Origin of the sequence: Paracoccus sp. PAMC 22219 (genome assembly GCF_000787695.1) — a bacterium.
Classification (GTDB): Bacteria; Pseudomonadota; Alphaproteobacteria; order Rhodobacterales; family Rhodobacteraceae; genus Paracoccus.
Map to the genome: position 1 here is coordinate 1 of NZ_BBPH01000080.1, position 17054 is coordinate 17054.

General features: G+C 67.5%; 16 protein-coding genes and 5 pseudogenes. 13 read left to right on the forward strand and 8 right to left on the reverse strand.

Annotation, left to right across the window (positions count from 1 at the left end):
• From TY51_RS09780 to TY51_RS09805, 6 genes and pseudogenes are all read left to right on the forward strand, one after another.
• On the forward strand, positions 1-285 hold a 285-nt coding region (locus TY51_RS09780), incomplete at its 5' end, for a cytochrome c oxidase subunit 3 (RefSeq protein ID WP_042248991.1).
• A gap of 79 nt (positions 286-364) precedes the next feature.
• On the forward strand, positions 365-1036 hold the full coding sequence (locus tag TY51_RS09785; protein WP_042248993.1) for an SURF1 family protein: 672 nt from the start codon (positions 365-367) through the stop codon (positions 1034-1036).
• 10 nt (positions 1037-1046) lie between these two features.
• On the forward strand, positions 1047-2423 hold the full coding sequence (gene thrC, locus TY51_RS09790) for a threonine synthase (protein ID WP_042248996.1): 1377 nt from the start codon (positions 1047-1049) through the stop codon (positions 2421-2423).
• Between the two features lie 62 nt (positions 2424-2485).
• Positions 2486-3693, forward strand: a pseudogene (locus TY51_RS09795) (M16 family metallopeptidase).
• On the forward strand, positions 3693-4274 hold the full coding sequence (locus tag TY51_RS09800; RefSeq protein ID WP_081994861.1) for a GNAT family N-acetyltransferase: 582 nt from the start codon (positions 3693-3695) through the stop codon (positions 4272-4274). The pseudogene TY51_RS09795 and the gene TY51_RS09800 overlap by 1 nt, the downstream one beginning before the upstream one ends.
• Positions 4274-5671: an FAD-binding oxidoreductase gene (locus tag TY51_RS09805; protein ID WP_042249000.1), complete on the forward strand. Its 1398-nt coding sequence runs from the start codon at positions 4274-4276 to the stop codon at positions 5669-5671. Before TY51_RS09800 ends, TY51_RS09805 begins: the two co-directional genes overlap by 1 nt.
• Positions 5672-5680: 9 nt before the next feature.
• Here TY51_RS09805 and TY51_RS09810 read toward each other — a convergent pair whose 3' ends face one another.
• Positions 5681-6214 carry an adenine phosphoribosyltransferase gene (locus TY51_RS09810; protein WP_042249002.1) on the reverse strand — a complete coding sequence of 178 codons (534 nt, stop codon included), beginning with the start codon at positions 6212-6214 and terminating at the stop codon, positions 5681-5683.
• A pseudogene (locus tag TY51_RS09815) lies at positions 6211-6812 on the reverse strand (flavin reductase family protein). The gene TY51_RS09810 and the pseudogene TY51_RS09815 overlap by 4 nt, the downstream one beginning before the upstream one ends.
• A 112-nt stretch (positions 6813-6924) precedes the next feature.
• Here TY51_RS09815 and TY51_RS09820 point away from each other — a divergent pair.
• Genes TY51_RS09820 through TY51_RS09825 form a run of 3 tightly spaced genes read left to right on the forward strand, consistent with a single transcriptional unit; the run spans position 6925 to position 8268 of the window.
• Positions 6925-7521: a GNAT family N-acetyltransferase gene (locus TY51_RS09820; RefSeq protein ID WP_081994860.1), complete on the forward strand. Its 597-nt coding sequence runs from the start codon at positions 6925-6927 to the stop codon at positions 7519-7521.
• A complete protein-coding gene (locus TY51_RS24290; RefSeq protein ID WP_307535997.1) occupies positions 7481-7627 on the forward strand; it encodes a hypothetical protein in 147 nt (48 codons plus the stop codon). Before TY51_RS09820 ends, TY51_RS24290 begins: the two co-directional genes overlap by 41 nt.
• Positions 7628-7647: 20 nt before the next feature.
• Complete coding sequence (locus TY51_RS09825; protein ID WP_307536000.1) at positions 7648-8268, forward strand: EcsC family protein; 621 nt, start codon at positions 7648-7650, stop codon at positions 8266-8268.
• A gap of 48 nt (positions 8269-8316) precedes the next feature.
• Here the strand turns inward: TY51_RS09825 and TY51_RS09830 are convergent, their stop codons facing one another.
• Complete coding sequence (locus TY51_RS09830) at positions 8317-9849, reverse strand: ATP-dependent RecD-like DNA helicase (protein ID WP_042249005.1); 1533 nt, start codon at positions 9847-9849, stop codon at positions 8317-8319.
• A gap of 99 nt (positions 9850-9948) precedes the next feature.
• Here TY51_RS09830 and TY51_RS09835 point away from each other — a divergent pair, with 99 nt between their 5' ends.
• Both TY51_RS09835 and TY51_RS09840 read left to right on the forward strand, forming a co-directional pair.
• A complete protein-coding gene (locus TY51_RS09835; protein WP_042249008.1) occupies positions 9949-10155 on the forward strand; it encodes a hypothetical protein in 207 nt (68 codons plus the stop codon).
• Positions 10156-10280: 125 nt separating this feature from the next.
• Complete coding sequence (locus TY51_RS09840; RefSeq protein ID WP_042249010.1) at positions 10281-10487, forward strand: hypothetical protein; 207 nt, start codon at positions 10281-10283, stop codon at positions 10485-10487.
• A gap of 10 nt (positions 10488-10497) precedes the next feature.
• Here the strand turns inward: TY51_RS09840 and ccrA are convergent, their stop codons facing one another.
• Positions 10498-11787: a crotonyl-CoA carboxylase/reductase gene (gene ccrA, locus TY51_RS09845; RefSeq protein WP_042249012.1), complete on the reverse strand. Its 1290-nt coding sequence runs from the start codon at positions 11785-11787 to the stop codon at positions 10498-10500.
• A 207-nt stretch (positions 11788-11994) separates the two neighbouring features.
• On the opposite strand from ccrA, the pseudogene TY51_RS09850 reads away from it, so the two are divergent.
• Positions 11995-13952 (forward strand): annotated as a pseudogene (locus TY51_RS09850) (methylmalonyl-CoA mutase family protein).
• Positions 13953-14038: 86 nt separating this feature from the next.
• On the forward strand, positions 14039-14962 hold the full coding sequence (locus TY51_RS09855) for an acyltransferase family protein (protein ID WP_042249015.1): 924 nt from the start codon (positions 14039-14041) through the stop codon (positions 14960-14962).
• Positions 14963-15022: 60 nt separating this feature from the next.
• On the opposite strand, the gene rpmE is transcribed toward TY51_RS09855, so the two are convergent.
• From rpmE to rimM, 4 genes and pseudogenes are all read right to left on the reverse strand, one after another.
• Positions 15023-15244 (reverse strand): 50S ribosomal protein L31, encoded by a 222-nt coding sequence (gene rpmE / locus TY51_RS09860; RefSeq protein WP_042249018.1) that lies wholly within the window; start codon positions 15242-15244, stop codon positions 15023-15025.
• A gap of 14 nt (positions 15245-15258) precedes the next feature.
• Positions 15259-15641, reverse strand: a pseudogene (gene rplS, locus TY51_RS09865) (50S ribosomal protein L19).
• Positions 15638-16506, reverse strand: a pseudogene (gene trmD / locus TY51_RS09870) (tRNA (guanosine(37)-N1)-methyltransferase TrmD). Before trmD ends, rplS begins: the two co-directional pseudogenes overlap by 4 nt.
• Positions 16503-17003 carry a ribosome maturation factor RimM gene (gene rimM, locus TY51_RS09875; RefSeq protein ID WP_042249020.1) on the reverse strand — a complete coding sequence of 167 codons (501 nt, stop codon included), beginning with the start codon at positions 17001-17003 and terminating at the stop codon, positions 16503-16505. The pseudogene trmD and the gene rimM overlap by 4 nt, the downstream one beginning before the upstream one ends.
• Positions 17004-17054: the final 51 nt, after the last annotated feature.

The window sequence follows — 17054 nt, forward strand, 5'->3', positions numbered from 1 at the left end:
GTTCTGGGCCTGATCTTCACCGGCCTGCAGGCCTATGAATACAGCCACGCGGCCTTCGGCCTGGCCGACACGGCCTATGCGGCGGCATTCTACATCGCGACGGGCTTCCACGGCCTGCACGTGATCATCGGGACGATCTTCCTGGCCGTCTGCCTGCTGCGCTTCCAGAAGGGTCAGATGACCAAGGACCAGCATCTGGGGTTCGAGGCCGCCGCCTGGTACTGGCACTTTGTCGACGTGATCTGGCTGGTGCTGTTCGCCGTCATCTATGTCTGGGGCAGCTGATCCCCGACGGTGACCTTTCAAGGCGCGCGGGGCATAGGCCCCGCGCGTTTTTCGTTGTCCCTGGCCCCCGGAGCGCCCCATGCGCCGCTATCTGTTTCCCCTGATCCTCGGCATCGCCGGCTGCGGCTTCCTGATCTATCTGGGCATGTGGCAGCTGGAGCGCCGCGACTGGAAAGAGGGGCTGCTGGCCGACATCACCACGGGCATCCAGGCCGACCCCGTGCCGCTGCCGGACGCGATAGACCCGACGATGAAGTACCTGCCGGTGACGGTCAGCGGCACCACCACCGGCGCCGAGATCGACGTGCTGTCCCACACCCGCGAACAGGGCGCCGGCTATCAGATCGTGTCGCGCTTTGTCACCGATGACGGGCGCGCGATCCTGGTCGACCGGGGCTTCGTGCCGCAGGAGGCGCGGCGCCTGGACCGGCCGCCTGTCCGTCTGCAGGTGACCGGCAACCTGCACTGGCCCCAGGATGCCAGCAGTTCCACCCCCGCGCCGAACATGGACGAGAACATCTGGTTCGCGCGCGACGTCGACGCGATGGCCCTGACGCTGGACACGCTGCCCGTGCTGGTCGTCGCCAGCGCCATCGAGGGCGACAACCAGGGCGCCCGCCCCCTGCCGGTCGCCGTCGAGGGGATTCCCAACAACCACCTGTCCTATGCGATGCAGTGGTTCCTGATCGCGGCCACCTGGGCGGTGATGACACTGGCGCTGATCTGGCGTATCAGGCAGCGCAGCTACTGAAGGATTTCCGATGCGTTACGTCTCGACGCGGGGCCAGGCCCCGGTGCTGAATTTCGAACAGGCCATGCTGTCGGGGCTGGCGCGCGACGGGGGCCTGTACCTGCCCGAAACGATCCCCGTGTTCGAGGGGTTGGACCAGCTGGACGGCCTGTCCTACGAGGAGGTCGCGTTTCGCGTGGTGCGCCCCTTCACCGGCGACAGCTTCAGCGACGACGAACTGCGCGGCGCCATCGACCGGGCCTATGCGCGCATCAGCCATGACGCCCGCGCGCCGCTGGTGCAGCTGGCCCCCGGCCATCACCTGCTGGAGCTGTTCCACGGGCCCACGCTGGCCTTCAAGGATTTCGCGATGCAGCTGATCGCGCAGCTGTTCCAGATCGCCCTGACGCGGTCGGGCCAGCGGATCACCATCGTGGGCGCCACGTCCGGCGATACCGGGTCGGCGGCGATCGAGGCGTTTCGCGGCATCGACAATGTCGACGTGATGATCATGTATCCCCACGGCCGCGTGTCCGAGGTGCAGCGTCGCCAGATGACCACGCCGCCCGCGGCCAACGTCCATGCGCTGGCCGTGACCGGCCATTTCGACGATTGCCAGGCGCGGCTCAAGGACCTGTTCAACGACCACGCCTTCCGCGACCATGTCGGACTGGCGGGGGTGAACAGCATCAACTGGGCGCGCGTCGTGGCGCAGATCGTCTATTACTTCACCGCCTGCGCATCGCTTGGGATGCGCCCCACCGATTTCTGCGTGCCGACCGGCAATTTCGGTGACATCTTCGCGGGATCCATCGCGCGCCAGATGGGCCTGCCGATCCGCCGCCTGATCGTCGCCACGAACCAGAACGACATCCTGCACCGCGCCTTGAGCACCGGCGAGCATCGCTTGGGCGAGGTCGAACCGACGATCAGCCCGTCGATGGACATTCAGGTCAGTTCGAATTTCGAACGCGCGCTGTATCTGGCCTATGGCGGCGATGCGGGCGCGATCCGGCAGCTGATGGACGAGCTGAAACAGGGCGGGTTCAGCATCAGCCAAGGCGCGCTGCAGACGCTGCGCGAGCAGTATGTGTCGGGCCGCGTAGGCGAACAGGAAACGCTGGACACGATCCGCGACATGCGCGAGCGCACGGGCGAAATCCTGTGCCCGCACAGCGCCGTGGGTGTCGCCGTGGCGCAGCGCCATCTGGAACCCGGCGTGCCGATGGTCACCTTGGCGACCGCGCATCCGGCCAAGTTCCCCGACGCCGTGGAGCGCGCGATCGGCATCCGTCCCGGCCTGCCGCCGCACATGGCGGACCTGTTCGATCTGCCCGAACGCCTGACGCGGGTTGAAAACGACGTGGACGCGCTTAAGTCCCTGATCCTTGAACGGAGGACCGCGTGAGCCAAGACCCCACCCCGCGCCTGACCACGCTGCCCAACGGGCTGCGCATCGTGACCCGGCAGATGCCGGGCCTGCATTCGGCGGCCCTTGGCATCTGGATCGCGGCCGGCGGCCGTCACGAACGCGCCGAACAGAACGGCATCGCGCATTTCCTGGAGCACATGGCCTTCAAGGGCACCGCGACCCGCAGTGCGTTGCAGATCGCCGAGGCGATCGAGGATGTGGGCGGCTATATCAACGCCTACACCTCGCGCGATGCGACCGCGTATTACGTCCGCGTGCTGGAGGATGACGTCGATCTGGCGTTCGACGTGATCAGCGACATCGTCCTGAACCCCGTCTTTGACGACCGCGAGATCGAGGTCGAGCGCGGCGTGATCCTGCAGGAGATCGGGCAGTCGCTGGACACGCCCGACGACATCATCTTCGACTGGCTGCAGGAGGCCGCCTATCCGGACCAGCCGATGGGTCGCACGATCCTGGGGCCGGCGGAACGCGTCAGCAGCTTTGGCCGCGCCGATCTGGCCGGTTTCGTGACCGAGAATTACGGCCCCGGCCAGATGGTCGTGGCCGCCGCCGGTTCGGTCGATCACGACCGCATCGTGCGGCTGGCCGAAAAGGTGCTGGGCCATATCGTGCCGCGCCCCCAGGGGCCGCGCGAACTGGCCCGCTGGCAGGGTCTGGAAAGCCGCACCGTCAAGCCGCTGGAGCAGGCGCATTTCGCGCTGGCGCTGGAGGGGCCGGGCTATCTGGCGCCCGATTTCTATGCGGCGCAGATCTTTTCGTCGGCGCTTGGCGGGGGCATGTCGTCACGCCTGTTCCAGAAGATCCGCGAGGAACGCGGACTGTGCTATACCATCTTCGCGCAGTCGGGCTTTCATGACGATACCGGCATGCTGACCATCTATGCCGGTACCGGGGCCGAGGATCTGGCCGATCTGGCAACGCTCACCATCGACGAGGTCAAGCGCGCCGCCGAGGACATGTCCGAGGCAGAGATCGCCCGCGCCAAGGCGCAGCTGCGCGCGGGCCTGCTGATGGGGCTGGAAAGCCCCTCGGGGCAGGCCGAACGCATGGCGCGCAGCCTGGCGATCTGGGGCCGCGTGCCGGATGCCGCCGAGGTTGCCGAACGCATCGCCGCCGTGACCGCCGCCGATGTGCGCGCCCATGCCGAGGCGCTGCTGGCCAACGCCCGCCCGGCACTGGCGCTGTACGGTCCGGTGGACGGCGCGCCGTCGCGCGAGCCTTGGCCGAAAGACTGGCTGCATGATCCTGGCGCGGCGCCGTGCCTTTCGGCTGGACGCCGAACGCATCGCGCTGCGCCTGCCCCTGCATTCCGACTACAACGCCTGGCGGGCGCTGCGCGACGACAGCCGCGCCTTTTTGACCCCGTGGGAGCCGGTCTGGTCCCCCGACCACCTGTCGCGCAAAAGTTTCACCAACCGCGTCTATTGGGCGGCCCGGTCCGCCAAGACAGGCACGGCCTTTCCGCTGTTCGTGGTCCATCGCGACGGCACGCTGCTGGGCGCGATCACGTTGGACAACATCCGCCGCGGCCCGGCGCAGTCGGGGACCATCGGATACTGGATCGGCAAGGACCATGCACGGCAGGGCTTCATGCGCGAGGCGATCGGCGCGCTTGTCCACCACGCCTTCACTGCGCAGGACCTGTCGCGCGTCGAGGCTGCCTGCCTGCCCGAGAACGCCGCATCGCGGGGTGTGCTGGAACGGTCCGGCTTCAAGTACGAAGGCGTGGCCCAAAGCTATCTGCAGATCGACGGTCGCTGGCGCAACCACGTGCTCTACGCCAACCTGCGCAGCGATCGGCGCGGAAAGACCGAGGTGCGCTGATGCTGAATCCCGCCGATGATCGTCTGGCGGCGCTGCTGCCCGCGGGCGTCCTGCGCGATGCGTCCCCCGCCTATACAGAGGAACCGCGGGGCCGTTATCACGGACTGGCCGGGCTGATTGCCGCCCCCCGCGATGCGGAGGAATGCGCCGCGATCATCCGCGCCTGCGCCGCGGCCCGCGTTCCGGTGGTGCCGCGTGGCGGGGGCACCGGGCTGGTCGGCGGTCAGGTGATGACGGACGGTCCCGCACCCCTGATCCTGTCGATGGAGCGGATGACCGCGATTCGCGACACCTTCGCCGAGGAGGGGGTGATGATCGCCGAATCGGGCGCCACGCTGCAGGCCGCGCGGGATGCCGCCGCCCGGGTGGACCGTCAGTTCCCGCTGTCGCTGGCGTCGCAAGGCTCGGCCCAGATCGGCGGCGTGCTGTCGACCAATGCAGGCGGCGTGAACGTGCTGCGTTACGGCAATGCCCGTGCACTGTGCCTGGGGATCGAGGCCGTGCTGCCCGATGGCTCGATCATGCATGACCTGAAACGCCTGCGGAAGGACAACACCGGATACGACCTGCGCGACCTGCTGATCGGGGCAGAGGGGACGTTGGGCATCATCACCGCCGCGTCGCTGGTGCTGGCCCCAGTTCCCGCAGAGACGGGCGTCGCGATGCTGGTCGTGGACAGCCCCGCCGCAGCCCTGTCGCTGCTGTCGCTGGCACAGGCGCGGATGGCGGGCGGCGTGACCGCGTTCGAGCTGTTGTCCGGGCAGGGACTGCATTTCCTGGACGCGGCATTCCCCGACATGCGCCAGCCCTTTGCGGACCGCCCCGACTGGCTGGTGCTGATCGAGGTCGGCCTGCCTGCGGGCCTGTCGGCGGATGGGGCGTTGGAAGGGCTGTTCACCGCGGGCGCCGAGGCGGGGCTGGTCCATGACGGCGTGATCGCACAATCGGGTCAGCAGGGTGCCGACCTGTGGGCGCTGCGCGAGCATATTCCGCTGGCCAACCGCCATGTCGGCGCCATCGCCAGCCACGACATCAGCCTGCCCCTGTCGCAGGTGGCGCGGTTCATCGACGATGCGGGCGCGTGGCTGGCGGGGCAGGGGGACATGCGCATCAACTGCTTCGGCCATCTGGGCGACGGCAACCTGCATTACAACCTGTTCCCCGCCGTGGGCCGGACCCGCGACGACTACGAATCCGTCCGCCGAGACCTGTCGCGCCACATTCACGAGATGGTCGTGTCTCGCGGCGGATCGTTCTCGGCGGAACACGGGGTGGGGCGTCTGAAGGCCGCCGATCTGGCGCGGTGGGGCGATCCGGCCCGGCTGGCCGCGATGCGGGCCATCAAGGGGGCGCTGGACCCCCTTGGCATCATGAACCCCGGTGCGGTGCTGGCCTAGGCGCCCCCATCAGGCTCCGTCGAATTCGCACAGCGCGTGGACGGGCATGTCCATGCCCTCCAGCACGGCACGACCGCCCAGTTCGGGCAGGTCGATGACGAAGGCGCAGCCGATCACATCCGCGCCAAGGCGGCGGCACAGCGTGATCGCGGCGGCCGCGGTGCCGCCGGTGGCCAGCAGGTCGTCCACGATCAGGACCTTTTCGCCGGTCTTCAGCGCGTCGTCATGGATCTCCATGATCGCCTCGCCATATTCCAGCTGATAGGCCTCGCTGATCACCGTGCCGGGCAGCTTGCCCTTTTTCCGGATCGGAACGAAGCCGGTGGACAGCTGGTGCGCCACCGCGCCCCCCAGGATAAAGCCGCGCGCCTCAAGGCCCACGACCTTGTCGATGCGCGTGCCGGCATAGGCGTGCAGGATCTGGTCCACCGCCATGCGAAATCCGCGTGCATCCGCGAACAGCGTGGTCACGTCGCGGAAGATGATTCCCTCATGCGGGAAATCGTGGATGGAGCGGACATAGTCCTTGACGGTACGGCTCATTCAGGGCGGTCCATTTCGAAAAGATCGGTCACCGCGGCATAGTCCTTGTATCCCAGACGTGCAATCCAGCCGCCCGCCGCGCGCGGGTCGAACCGCCCGTCAACCACGCAATCGTCGCGCATGTGGATGCCGGTCACGACGCCGAAGACGGCAAAGTTGGCCTGTCCCGCCAGCGGCACGATCTGCGTCATCCGGCATTCCAGCGACGCCGCGGCACCCGCCACGCGGGGACAGTCGATGGTCGTGCAATCCGCGGCCTCGATCCCCGCGGCCGCGAATTCGCTGGTCCCGGCGGGCAGGGGCGCCGAGGTCGCGTTGATCGCGTCGCGCAGATCGCCCGTGGCGATGTTCACGCAGAACACGCCGGTCTCGATGATCTGGGCCACGCTGTCCTTGGTGCCGGGGCGGTCGCCCTTGGCGCCGGTCGAGGCGAACATCACCTGCGGCGGCGTATAGGCCACGGCGTTGAAGAAGGAATAGGGCGCCAGGTTGTCGCCCTTCGACCGCGGGTCGAGATCCAGCCGATGGGCCGGGGCGCGATGATCGCGTTGAAGGGATTGTGCGGCAGGCCGTGTCCGGCTTCGGGGCGATAGAACATGGGCGGCCTCCTGTTGGGTTCGGGCGCCAACCTGCCCCGCTTTTTCGCGCGACGCAATGTTTCGCCCGCCCCGCACCCGTGCTAAACGCCCGCCCGACAGCAAGGAGGCGCGATGTACGAGATCTGCCCCGAGACGCCCGCCGACGAACCCGAGGTCGAGGGCCTGTACGATCTGTGCTTTGCGCCCGGACGGACGGCGCTGTCGTCCTATCGCCTGCGCGACGGCGTCCCCCGCGTGGCCGACCTGTGCCTGCTGCTGCGCGATGCGGGCGGCACGCTGATGGCCGCGATCCGGTTCTGGCCCGTTCGCGTCGACGACCGCCCCGTGCTGCTGCTGGGCCCCATCGCGGTTCACCCCACCGCGCAGGGAGAGGGGCTGGGCGGCCTGCTGATGCGCGACAGCCTGACGCGCGCGCGTCGGATGGGGTTCGACCGGGTTCTGCTGGTGGGGGACGCGCCCTATTACAGCCGTTTCGGCTTCACGCGACTTGACGATGTGGTGATGCCGCCGCCCACGAACCCCGACCGGGTGCTGGGGCTGGAACTTAGACCGGACGCATGGGTTGGTGTGGCAGGCCCCGTCCTGCGCGAAACCCGGCCGCCTGCAGACCCGCCCGCGCCGGACAGCACGGCTTGCACCCAGGTCGCTCCTCCGAAAAGGCCCGTTGATGACCGAACCGAAACCCCTCGTTCTGCCCCCCATCACTGATCCGGCGTTGCACGCCCAGATCGACCGTCTTGCGCTGCGCTATCTGGAGGCCGGTGGCTTGGGCATGCAGATCATGTCCCGCATCGGCAACGGTGCCGAAGGCTGATCGAACGACTGCCGGGCTTTGTGCGGTCACGGCTGGACAGCGTCACGCGCGCCGCGCTGACGCGGGCCTTCGGCGCGGCCAGCCAATCACGCAAGGTGGTGCGGGACCGGGGCGACTGGTTCAACCGGATGGCCTCGACCGTCAGCGGTGCGGCGGGCGGCGTCGGCGGTTTCGCGGGCGCGCTGGTCGAGCTGCCGTTCACGGTCACCTTGCTGCTGCGCGCCATGCTGGACATCGCCGCCGAACACGGCCTTGACCCCGAAAGCGAGGAGGTGCGGCTGGAATGCCTGCGCATCTTCGCCGCCGCCGGACCGATGGCCGACGACGACCAGACCGATCTGGGCATGCTGGCCGCGCGCCTGTCCGTGACGGGCCAGACCGTGCAGAGCATGGTCAGCAAGGTCGCGCCGCGGCTCTCCGTCTCTCTGGGTCAAAAGATGGCGGCGCAGGCGGCGCCGGTCTTTGGCGCCGTGGTCGGTGCGTCGATCAACTATACCTTTGCCCGCTACTATCAGGAACTGGCGCGCGTGCATTTCGGCATCATGCGCCTGTCCCACGAAACCGGCGTCCCGCAAGAGGCCCTGACCGAGGCGCTGCGGCTTTCGATCCAGCGCCAGACACCCGCCGACCGCACGCGGTGACAGCGGGGTGTCCGGGGGGCGGCAGCCCCCCGGCGTCGCGGGACGCAATCACTCCTCCTCGGCATCCAGCGCCAAGGGTGCGACCGGCGCGACCAGATCGTCGGTGTTCAATGGCCCGGCGGGACGCGCCAGCCGCGCCTTGGTCACCCAGTACAGCCGCTCCTGCGCCCGGGTGATGGCCACATAGGTCAGACGTTTCCACAGCTGCACCCCGGCCTCGGACCGGTTCGACCATGCGGCAGCAGCGATGTCGGGGCCGAACACCTGCACCTCGGGCCATTGGCTGCCCTGCGCCTTGTGGATCGTGACCGCCGCCCCGTGCAGGAACGCAGCCCCCATGCGCGCGGCAAAGGGGATGAACGGCTCCTCGGCGTCGGGCATCTCGATCTTGACGATGCTGGCGGCGGACAGGCGCGGGTCCTCGGCCCCGATCACGTGCAGGCGCGAAAATCCCGGCTTGCGACCCGGCCCCAGATAGACGACCTGCGCCCCCTTGATCAGGCCGCGCGCCTCCAGGTCGATGCGCTTCTTGCGATGCTTCAGCGGCAGCTCCAGCCCGTCGCAGACCAGCGGCTCTCCGGGCAACAGCGCGTCGCCCGGCGCCCCGAACGCGGTGCGGAACGCGTGAATCAACCGGATGCGCGTCGCATTGCGCCAGACCAGCACGGGACTGCGCGCCATCAGGTCGCTTTCCACGCGTTCGGCCCAGACCACGCGGTCATCCTTGCGCGCCGCGTCGCGGATCATCTGTTCGAAATCATCGAACCCCAGCTGATCGTCGGCCAGCGCATGCGCCAGATCCAGGATCGGACTGTCATCGGCCTGCCGGTGCACCCGGCTCAGCATCAGGCGCTGCGCGGGGGCCAGCTTGTCGAACACCATCTCTCCGGACTGGCCGACGGGGGCCAGCTGGGCCGGATCGCCGAACAGGACCAGCACCGGAAAGATCTCGCGCAGATCCTCAAACTGCTTTTCGTCCAGCATCGACGCCTCGTCGATCAGCCCCACGTCCAGCCCGTCCTCGCGCCGGGTCCAGCCGCGGATGAAATCCGACCCCCGCAGCCCGGCCGTGGCCAGGGCCCCGGGGATCGACGCATGCTGGTCATAGAACGCCTTGGCCCTGTCCAGCGCCGTGTCCGACAGCTCGGGGATGACCGGACGCTCGGCGGCGCCGGTCAACCATTCGGCGATCTTTTCGTATTGCGGGTCATAGACGGGGGTGTAGAGGATCCGGTGGATCGTCGTCGCGGGAACGCCCCGCATGCGCAGGACGAACGCCGCCTTGTTCGTCGGTGCCAGGATCGCCACGCTGCGCCGGTCCTTGCGGCGGCGCCCTTCGTAATCGGGGCTGATCAGCTCGACCCCCGCCTCCAGCAGGGCCTTGGTGATCTGCGACAGCATCAGCGTCTTGCCCGATCCGGCCTTGCCGATCACCGCCATCACCCGACCTTTTCCCGACTGGGGCGGATGCAGTTCCTCTGCGATGATGTCGATGCCCGCCGCACCAAAGGTTTCGGCCAGCGCGTCCCAGGCATCGGCCTGGTCGGGCGAAAGGGTCGGGGCGGGGACGGGGCTGTTCATGCCAGACCCTTAGCCTGCCTTCGCGGCCAAGGCAAAGTGCCGCGCAACTTTTCCGCCCCCCGCAGCGTGCCTGCGGGGCAGCCCATCAGGAGAGACGCGATGATCGAACTGTTCTTCGTCACCTGCCTGCTCAGCGACCCGCAGCGGTGCAGCGATCACAGCCTGCTGTTCGAGGAACAGAACGGCCTGTTCACCTGCATGCTGCAAAGCCAGGCCGAACTTGCCAAATGGACGGCGACGCATCCGACCGAACAGGTCCGCGAATGGGAATGCCGCTATGCCGGAGAGGCAGAGCGCAAGGCCTGAGCATCGGCGCCTGCCCGACGGGCAGATCCGGCCTGAGCCCACGGCGCCGGCACCCGACGCATGACCGAATCGGGCAACGTATGGGACCATCGCGGACGGGGAGGGCAACCGAAAGGGATTGTCCGATGATCGAGTTGCTGTTCGTCGCCTGCCTGTCGACCCAGCCCGCAACCTGTCAGGATCGCAGCATGCTGTTCTCCGACGAGATCGGCCTGATGGCCTGCACCATGGGGGCGCAGGCGCATCTGGCGCAATGGGCCGCGCGCCATCCGCACGAACGCGTCGCGCGGTGGAAATGTCAGGCGGTCGACCGATCCGGGCGCGCCGCCTGACCCGGGTCGGCTAGCGGCGGCCGGCGTCCAGCGCGTCCTCGAAGGTCCGCAGGCCGGTGCGCGGCGATTGGACCAGCACGGCCATGTTGCCCGGCTTGTGCTCGTTGCGGAACATCTTCATGTGCGCGGCCGGAATGTCGGCCCAGGGAAACACTTCGGACATGCAGGGGTCCAGACGGCGCTCCAGCATCAGCTTGTTCGCCGCGCTGGCCTGTTTCAGATGCGCGAAATGCGATCCCTGCACGCGCTTCTGGTGCATCCACAGATAGCGCACGTCAAAGGTGCAGTTGAACCCCGTGGTACCCGCGCAGATGACGATCATGCCGCCCTTCTTGCAGACCAGCGTGGACACCGGGAAGGTCGCCTCTCCGGGGTGCTCGAACACGATGTCGACGTTGTTGCCCTTGCCGGTGATGTCCCAGATGGCCTTGCCGAACTTGCGCGCCTCGGTGAACCATTCCTTGTATTCGGGGGTGTTCACCTTGGGCAATTGCCCCCAGCAGCGGAATTCCTTGCGGTTGATGACGCCCTTGGCGCCCAGGCCCATGACGAAGTCGCGCTTGTCCTCCTCGCTGATGACGCCGATTGCGTTGCCGCCCGCCGCGTTGATCAGCTGGATCGCATAGGACCCCAGGCCCCCCGACGCGCCCCAGACCAGCACGTTCATGCCAGGCTTCAGCTCGTGCGGCTCGTGCCCGAACAGCATGCGGTACGCGGTTGCCAGCGTCAGGGTATAACAGGCCGACTCCTCCCATGTCAGGTGACGGGGGCGCGGCATCAGCTGCTGGGACTGCACGCGGGTGAATTGCGCGAAACTGCCGTCCGGCGTCTCGTAGCCCCAGATCCGCTGCGTGGTCGAGAACATCGGGTCGCCGCCGTTGCATTCCTCGTCGTCGCCGTCGTCCTGGTTGCAATGGATGACGACCTCGTCGCCGACCTTCCACCGCTTGACCTTGTCGCCCACCGCCCAGACGATGCCCGACGCGTCGGAGCCCGCGATATGATAGCGTTCACCATGCCCGTCGAAGGGGCTGATCGGCTGGCCCAGACCGGCCCAGATCCCGTTATAGTTCACGCCCGCCGCCATCACCAGGACCAGCACCTCGTTGCTGTCGATGGCGGGGGTGTCCACGACCTCCAGCTGCATGGCGGTGTCCGGCTCTCCGTGGCGTTCGCGGCGGATCGCCCAGGCATGCATGCGCGCGGGCACATGGCCCAGGGGCGGCATCTCGCCCACGGCGTAAAGGTCTTTGACCGGGGCGTCGTAAGGCGCGATCGGGGTGGGGGCGTCGAGGGCCATCGTCTTCTCCTGTCCTGTGCCGCAGTGCAGAATCACCGCGCCGATTTGCCCTGTCCTACGACAGGTAAAGCAACAATGCAACTATCAGGGACATTAGCGCGCAACAATATGTCCGGAACGTCAGGAACGTGCCGCGCTGCGGCGAATTGACGACGCAGCTTTGTGTCTGTATTGATATGCCAAGTGACATTTTCTTGCGAGGGCATGATGGCCGACAAGGACAAACCCTGGCTGTTCCGCACCTATGCGGGCCATTCCACGGCGGCGAAATCGAACGCGCTGTACCGGACCAACCTGTCGCGCGGGCAGACCGGCCTGTCGGTGGCCTTCGACCTGCCGACCCAGACCGGCTATGACAGCGACCACATCCTGGCCCGCGGAGAGGTCGGCAAGGTCGGCGTTCCCGTCTGCCATCTGGGCGACATGCGCGCGCTGTTCGACCAGATCCCGCTGGAACAGATGAACACCTCGATGACGATCAACGCCACGGCGCCGTGGCTGTTGTCCCTGTACATCGCCGTGGCCGAGGAGCAGGGCGCCGACGTGTCGCGCCTGCAGGGCACCGTCCAGAACGACCTGATCAAGGAATACCTGTCGCGCGGCACCTATATCTGCCCACCTGCGCCGTCGCTGGCGATGATCACCGACATCGCCGCCTATACGCGCGAACACCTGCCGAAATGGAACCCGATGAACGTCTGCAGCTATCACCTGCAGGAGGCGGGGGCGACGCCGGAACAGGAGCTGGCCTATGCGCTGGCCACGGCCGTGGCGGTGCTGGACGATTTGCGGGACAAGGTGCCCGCGGACAGCTTCCCCGAGATGGTCGGGCGGATCAGCTTTTTCGTGAACGCGGGCATCCGGTTCGTGACCGAGCTGTGCAAGATGCGCGCCTTTACCGAGTTGTGGGACGAGATCACCCGCGACCGCTATGGCATCACGGATGAAAAGTACCGCCGGTTCCGTTACGGTGTGCAGGTCAACAGCCTGGGCCTGACCGAGCAGCAGCCAGAGAACAACGTCTATCGCATCCTGCTGGAGATGCTGGCCGTCACGCTGTCGAAAACGCCCGCGCCCGCGCGGTGCAGCTGCCCGCCTGGAACGAGGCGCTTGGCCTGCCGCGCCCTTGGGACCAGCAATGGTCGCTGCGGATGCAGCAGATCCTGGCCTATGAGACCGACCTGCTGGAATATGGCGACCTGTTCGACGGCAACCCCGTGGTCGCCGCCAAGGTCGAGGACCTGAAGCAGGGCGCGCGGGACGAGCTGGCTTTGCTGGACCAAATGGGCGGCGCGATCGCCGCCATCGACTATATGAAATCGCGGCTGGTCGAATCGAACGCCGCGCGGTTGGGGCGGATCGAGACGAACGAGACGGTCGTGGTCGGCGTGAACCGCTGGCAGCAGGCCGAGCCGTCGCCGCTGACGGCGGGCGATGGCGGCATCATGACCGTCGATCCGGCGGTCGAGCAGGACCAGATCGGGCGGCTGGAGGCTTGGCGCGCAGAACGCGACGCGGATGCGGTGGCGGCGGCGCTGGACGCGCTGCGGCAGGCGGCGCGGACGGGGGGCAATGTCATGCCGGCCTCGATCCAGGCGGCGCGGGCGGGGGTCACGACGGGCGAATGGGCGGGCGTGATGCGCGCGATCCATGGCGAATATCGCGGCCCGACGGGCGTCTCGCAGGCGCAGTCGAACCGCACCGAGGGGCTGGAGGAGATCCGCGAGGCCGTCGATGCGGTCAGCGCCCGCCTTGGGCGTCGGCTGAAGTTCCTGGTCGGCAAGCCGGGTCTGGACGGTCATTCGAACGGCGCCGAACAGATCGCCTTTCGCGCCCGCGACTGCGGCATGGACATCACCTATGAGGGCATCCGCCTGACGCCCGAGGAGATCGTCGCCCGCGCGCAGGAACAGAACGTCCATGTCGTGGGCCTGTCGATCCTGTCGGGCAGCCACCTGCCGCTGATCGAGGATCTGATGGGCCGCATGCTGGCGGCCGGGATGGGCCATGTGCCGGTGATCGTCGGCGGCATCATCCCCGACGACGATGCCGCGCGCCTGTCGGCGATGGGCGTGGCGCGGGTCTATACCCCCAAGGATTTTCAGCTGAACACGATCATGATGGACATCGTCGGGCTGGTCGCGCCGGGGGCCGCTGCCGCGTAACCGGGCAGGGTGGACTTATCGATCCGGATGGGTGAACCGGACGGGCGGCAGGCCGTTGAGAGGCTTGCATGACAAAGGCCTGATCCATGACGTCACCCTCCCGGCGCAACAGCGCCATCGACCCGCTGCGCATCGTTCTGGCGCTGACGGTCATCGCCCTGCACAGCGGCTTTCCCGATGCCGCCCCGGCGCTGGTCAAGCAGGTGCTGTTCAACGGGCTGTACCGTCTGGCGGTGCCGGTCTTTGCGCTGATCTCGGGGTATTTCTTCCTGTCGGCCATGCGTGGCGGGCGCAGCGGGCCCTATCTGCGGCGGATCCTGGCGCTGTACCTGCTGTGGATGGCGATCTATCTACCGATCTATGGGCCGGACCTGACTGGCGCCGGGCATGCGCTGCAGACGCTGGTCTTTGGCTATTTCCACCTGTGGTTCCTGCCGGGGCTGCTGGTGTCGGCGGTGCTGGTCATGGCGCTGCGTCAGCCGCGGCGGATTGCGGTGGCGGCGGCGCTGCTGGCGGGCACGGGGCTGGTGCTGCAACTGCTGGTCCTGACGGGGCAGGCCGACATCCAGCTGGACCATTACCGCAACGGGGTCTTCACGATCTTTCCGTTCTTTGCGCTTGGCGTGCTGCTTGCGCATGGCTGGGGCGCGGGCCTGCAGGGGCGGGCTCTGCCGCTGGCCGGGCTGGCACTGCTGGCGGTCATGGGGGAAAGCCTGATCTGGCGGGTGATCGCGGGCGGGGGCTGGGGCGTCGACATGATGCTGTCGCTGCTGGTCGCGGCGCCGCTGCTGTTTCTGGCAGCACAGCGCGTGCAGGGGCCATGGGACGGCAAGCGCGCGGCCAGCACCGCGGCCTTCGTCTATTTCGTGCATGTGATGATCATGATCTGCGCCAGCCGGTTCGGGCTGGAGGGCGATGCCAAGGCGCTGACCGTCATGGCGGTCTGCCTTGCCCTGGCCACCTGGCTGGGGATGGGAGAGCGTCGTCGGGTGCTGGCGTTCTTTACCTGACCCCGGAATGCGAAACGCCGCCCCGGGGGGCGGCGTCTGCAGCATCGACTGTGGCGTGGATCAGAAGCCCAGGCCCGCGTATTTCGACTTGAACTTGGTCACGCGGCCGCCGGCATCCATCAGGCGCGACGAACCACCGGTCCAGGCCGGGTGCGAGGTCGGGTCGATGTCCAGCGACATGCTGTCGCCCTCGGCGCCCCAGGTCGAACGGGTCTGGTAGGTGGTCCCGTCCGTCATCTTGACCGAGATCGTGTGATAATCGGGGTGAATCTCTTTTTTCATGGCGTGACCTCTGCTCAGGCTTTCGCGTCCGACAGCGGACGGTAGTTGGTCTTTTCGACGATACGGGCCGACTTGCCGCGACGATCGCGCAGATAGTACAGCTTGGCGCGACGGACCTTGCCGCGACGAACGACCTCGATCGTGGCGATGTTGGTCGAATACAGCGGGAACACGCGTTCCACGCCTTCGCCGAAGCTGATCTTGCGGACCGTGAAGCTGGCCGCGATGTTGCTGCCGCCCTTGCGCGAGATGCAGACGCTTCGTAGTTCTGAACGCGGGTACGGGTACCCTCGGTCACTTTGTAGCCGACGCGAATGGTGTCGCCGGCCTTGAAGTCGGGAATGGTCTTGCCAAGCTCTGCGATTTGCTCGGCTTCGAGTTGTGCGATCAGGTTCATCGCTTTGGTTCCTTGTCATGCTCGCGGTATATCCGCGATTGGTCTGATGCGCCCGAGCGCTGTCGGTCCTTAGCCGGGTCCACATGCGTCTCCGCATATGCCCGCCACAGATCGGGGCGGCGTTCTTGTGTCAGCCTCTCGGCCTCACCGGACCGCCATGCGGCGATGGCTGCGTGATTGCCCGACAACAGAACGGGCGGTATCTCGCGGCCATCCCAGAGGGCGGGCTTGGTGAACTGCGGCGCTTCCAGAAGACCCCGGTTGCCGATGGAAAAGGACTCCTCGGCCAGGGAATCATGATTGCCCAGCACGCGCGGTATAAGCCGGACCGTCGCGTCGATCAAGACCTGTGCGGCGATCTCTCCGCCGGTCAGGACATAATCGCCGATGCTGACCTCCTCGATGGCGTGCTTGTCCAGCACGCGCTGGTCGATTCCCTCGAACCGGCCACAGATCAGCGTGACGCCCGGACCCTGCGCCAGTGCACGGGCGCGGGCCTGGGTCAGGGGCTTGCCGCGCGGCGACATGTACAGGACGGGCAGATCCGGCCCGGCCTCGGTCAGGGCCGCGTCCAGCACGTCGCGCGGATCACCATGCCCGCGCCCCCGCCCGCGGGCGTGTCGTCCACGTTGCGGTGCCTGCCCATGCCGAAATCGCGCAAGCCGATGGTGCGGATGTTCCACAGCCCCTGCGCCAGCGCCTTGCCGGTCAGGGACAGGCCCAGGATGCCCGGAAACGCCTCGGGGAACAGGGTGATGATGCGCGCGGTCCAGGCGCCCGCGACCTGCGGTTCGGCCATCAGTTCGCGCGGGCGCAGGCTGGGGCGGGCGGTCAGGCGGCCATGCGACTTAGGGGCGTCGCTCATTCGTCGTCGCCGGGCGGGTCCACGACGATGCGGCGGGCTGCCAGATCGACGGTGGGCACGATGGCGCGGGTAAAGGGCAACATCAGGACCTGCGTGCCGCCCACCACCTCGATGATGTCGCCGGCGCCGTGGTCGTACAGCGCGCGCACCCGGCCAAGCGACTTGCCGCCGGTATCGACGACGTCCAGCCCGATCAGGTCGGCGTGATAGAATTCGTCGTCGGGCAGGGCGGGCAGGGCGCTGCGCGGGGCCCACAGGGTGACGCCGCGCAACGCGTCGGCATCCTCCTTGGTGGCGACGCCCTTGACGCGCGCGCCCAGGGCCCCCGTCACCTCGCGGGTCAGCGACACGTCGAACAGACGCGTGCCGTCCTCGGATGTCAGCGGGGAATAATTCGCGATGTCGGCAGGGTCCGAGCAGAAGCTTTTCAGCCGCACCTCTCCGTGGACCCCGAAAGCCCCCGCGATGGCGCCGACGCAGATGCGGTCTTCGGTCATGTCACACCCTTGCAATAAAGGACTGGCGGGGTTTCCCCCGCCAGCGTCAGA

Coding starts and splice junctions, on each gene's coding strand:
- TY51_RS09830 (WP_042249005.1), bottom strand. CDS start 9,849: ATGAACAGCCCCGTCCCCGCCCCGACCCTTTCGCCCGACCAGGCCGAT.
- TY51_RS09835 (WP_042249008.1), top strand. CDS start 9,949: ATGATCGAACTGTTCTTCGTCACCTGCCTGCTCAGCGACCCGCAGCGG.
- rpmE (WP_042249018.1), bottom strand. CDS start 15,244: ATGAAAAAAGAGATTCACCCCGATTATCACACGATCTCGGTCAAGATG.
- TY51_RS09840 (WP_042249010.1), top strand. CDS start 10,281: ATGATCGAGTTGCTGTTCGTCGCCTGCCTGTCGACCCAGCCCGCAACC.
- TY51_RS24290 (WP_307535997.1), top strand. CDS start 7,481: ATGACCGAACCGAAACCCCTCGTTCTGCCCCCCATCACTGATCCGGCG.
- TY51_RS09820 (WP_081994860.1), top strand. CDS start 6,925: ATGTACGAGATCTGCCCCGAGACGCCCGCCGACGAACCCGAGGTCGAG.
- rimM (WP_042249020.1), bottom strand. CDS start 17,003: ATGACCGAAGACCGCATCTGCGTCGGCGCCATCGCGGGGGCTTTCGGG.
- TY51_RS09805 (WP_042249000.1), top strand. CDS start 4,274: ATGCTGAATCCCGCCGATGATCGTCTGGCGGCGCTGCTGCCCGCGGGC.
- TY51_RS09785 (WP_042248993.1), top strand. CDS start 365: ATGCGCCGCTATCTGTTTCCCCTGATCCTCGGCATCGCCGGCTGCGGC.
- TY51_RS09810 (WP_042249002.1), bottom strand. CDS start 6,214: ATGAGCCGTACCGTCAAGGACTATGTCCGCTCCATCCACGATTTCCCG.
- thrC (WP_042248996.1), top strand. CDS start 1,047: ATGCGTTACGTCTCGACGCGGGGCCAGGCCCCGGTGCTGAATTTCGAA.
- TY51_RS09855 (WP_042249015.1), top strand. CDS start 14,039: ATGACGTCACCCTCCCGGCGCAACAGCGCCATCGACCCGCTGCGCATC.
- ccrA (WP_042249012.1), bottom strand. CDS start 11,787: ATGGCCCTCGACGCCCCCACCCCGATCGCGCCTTACGACGCCCCGGTC.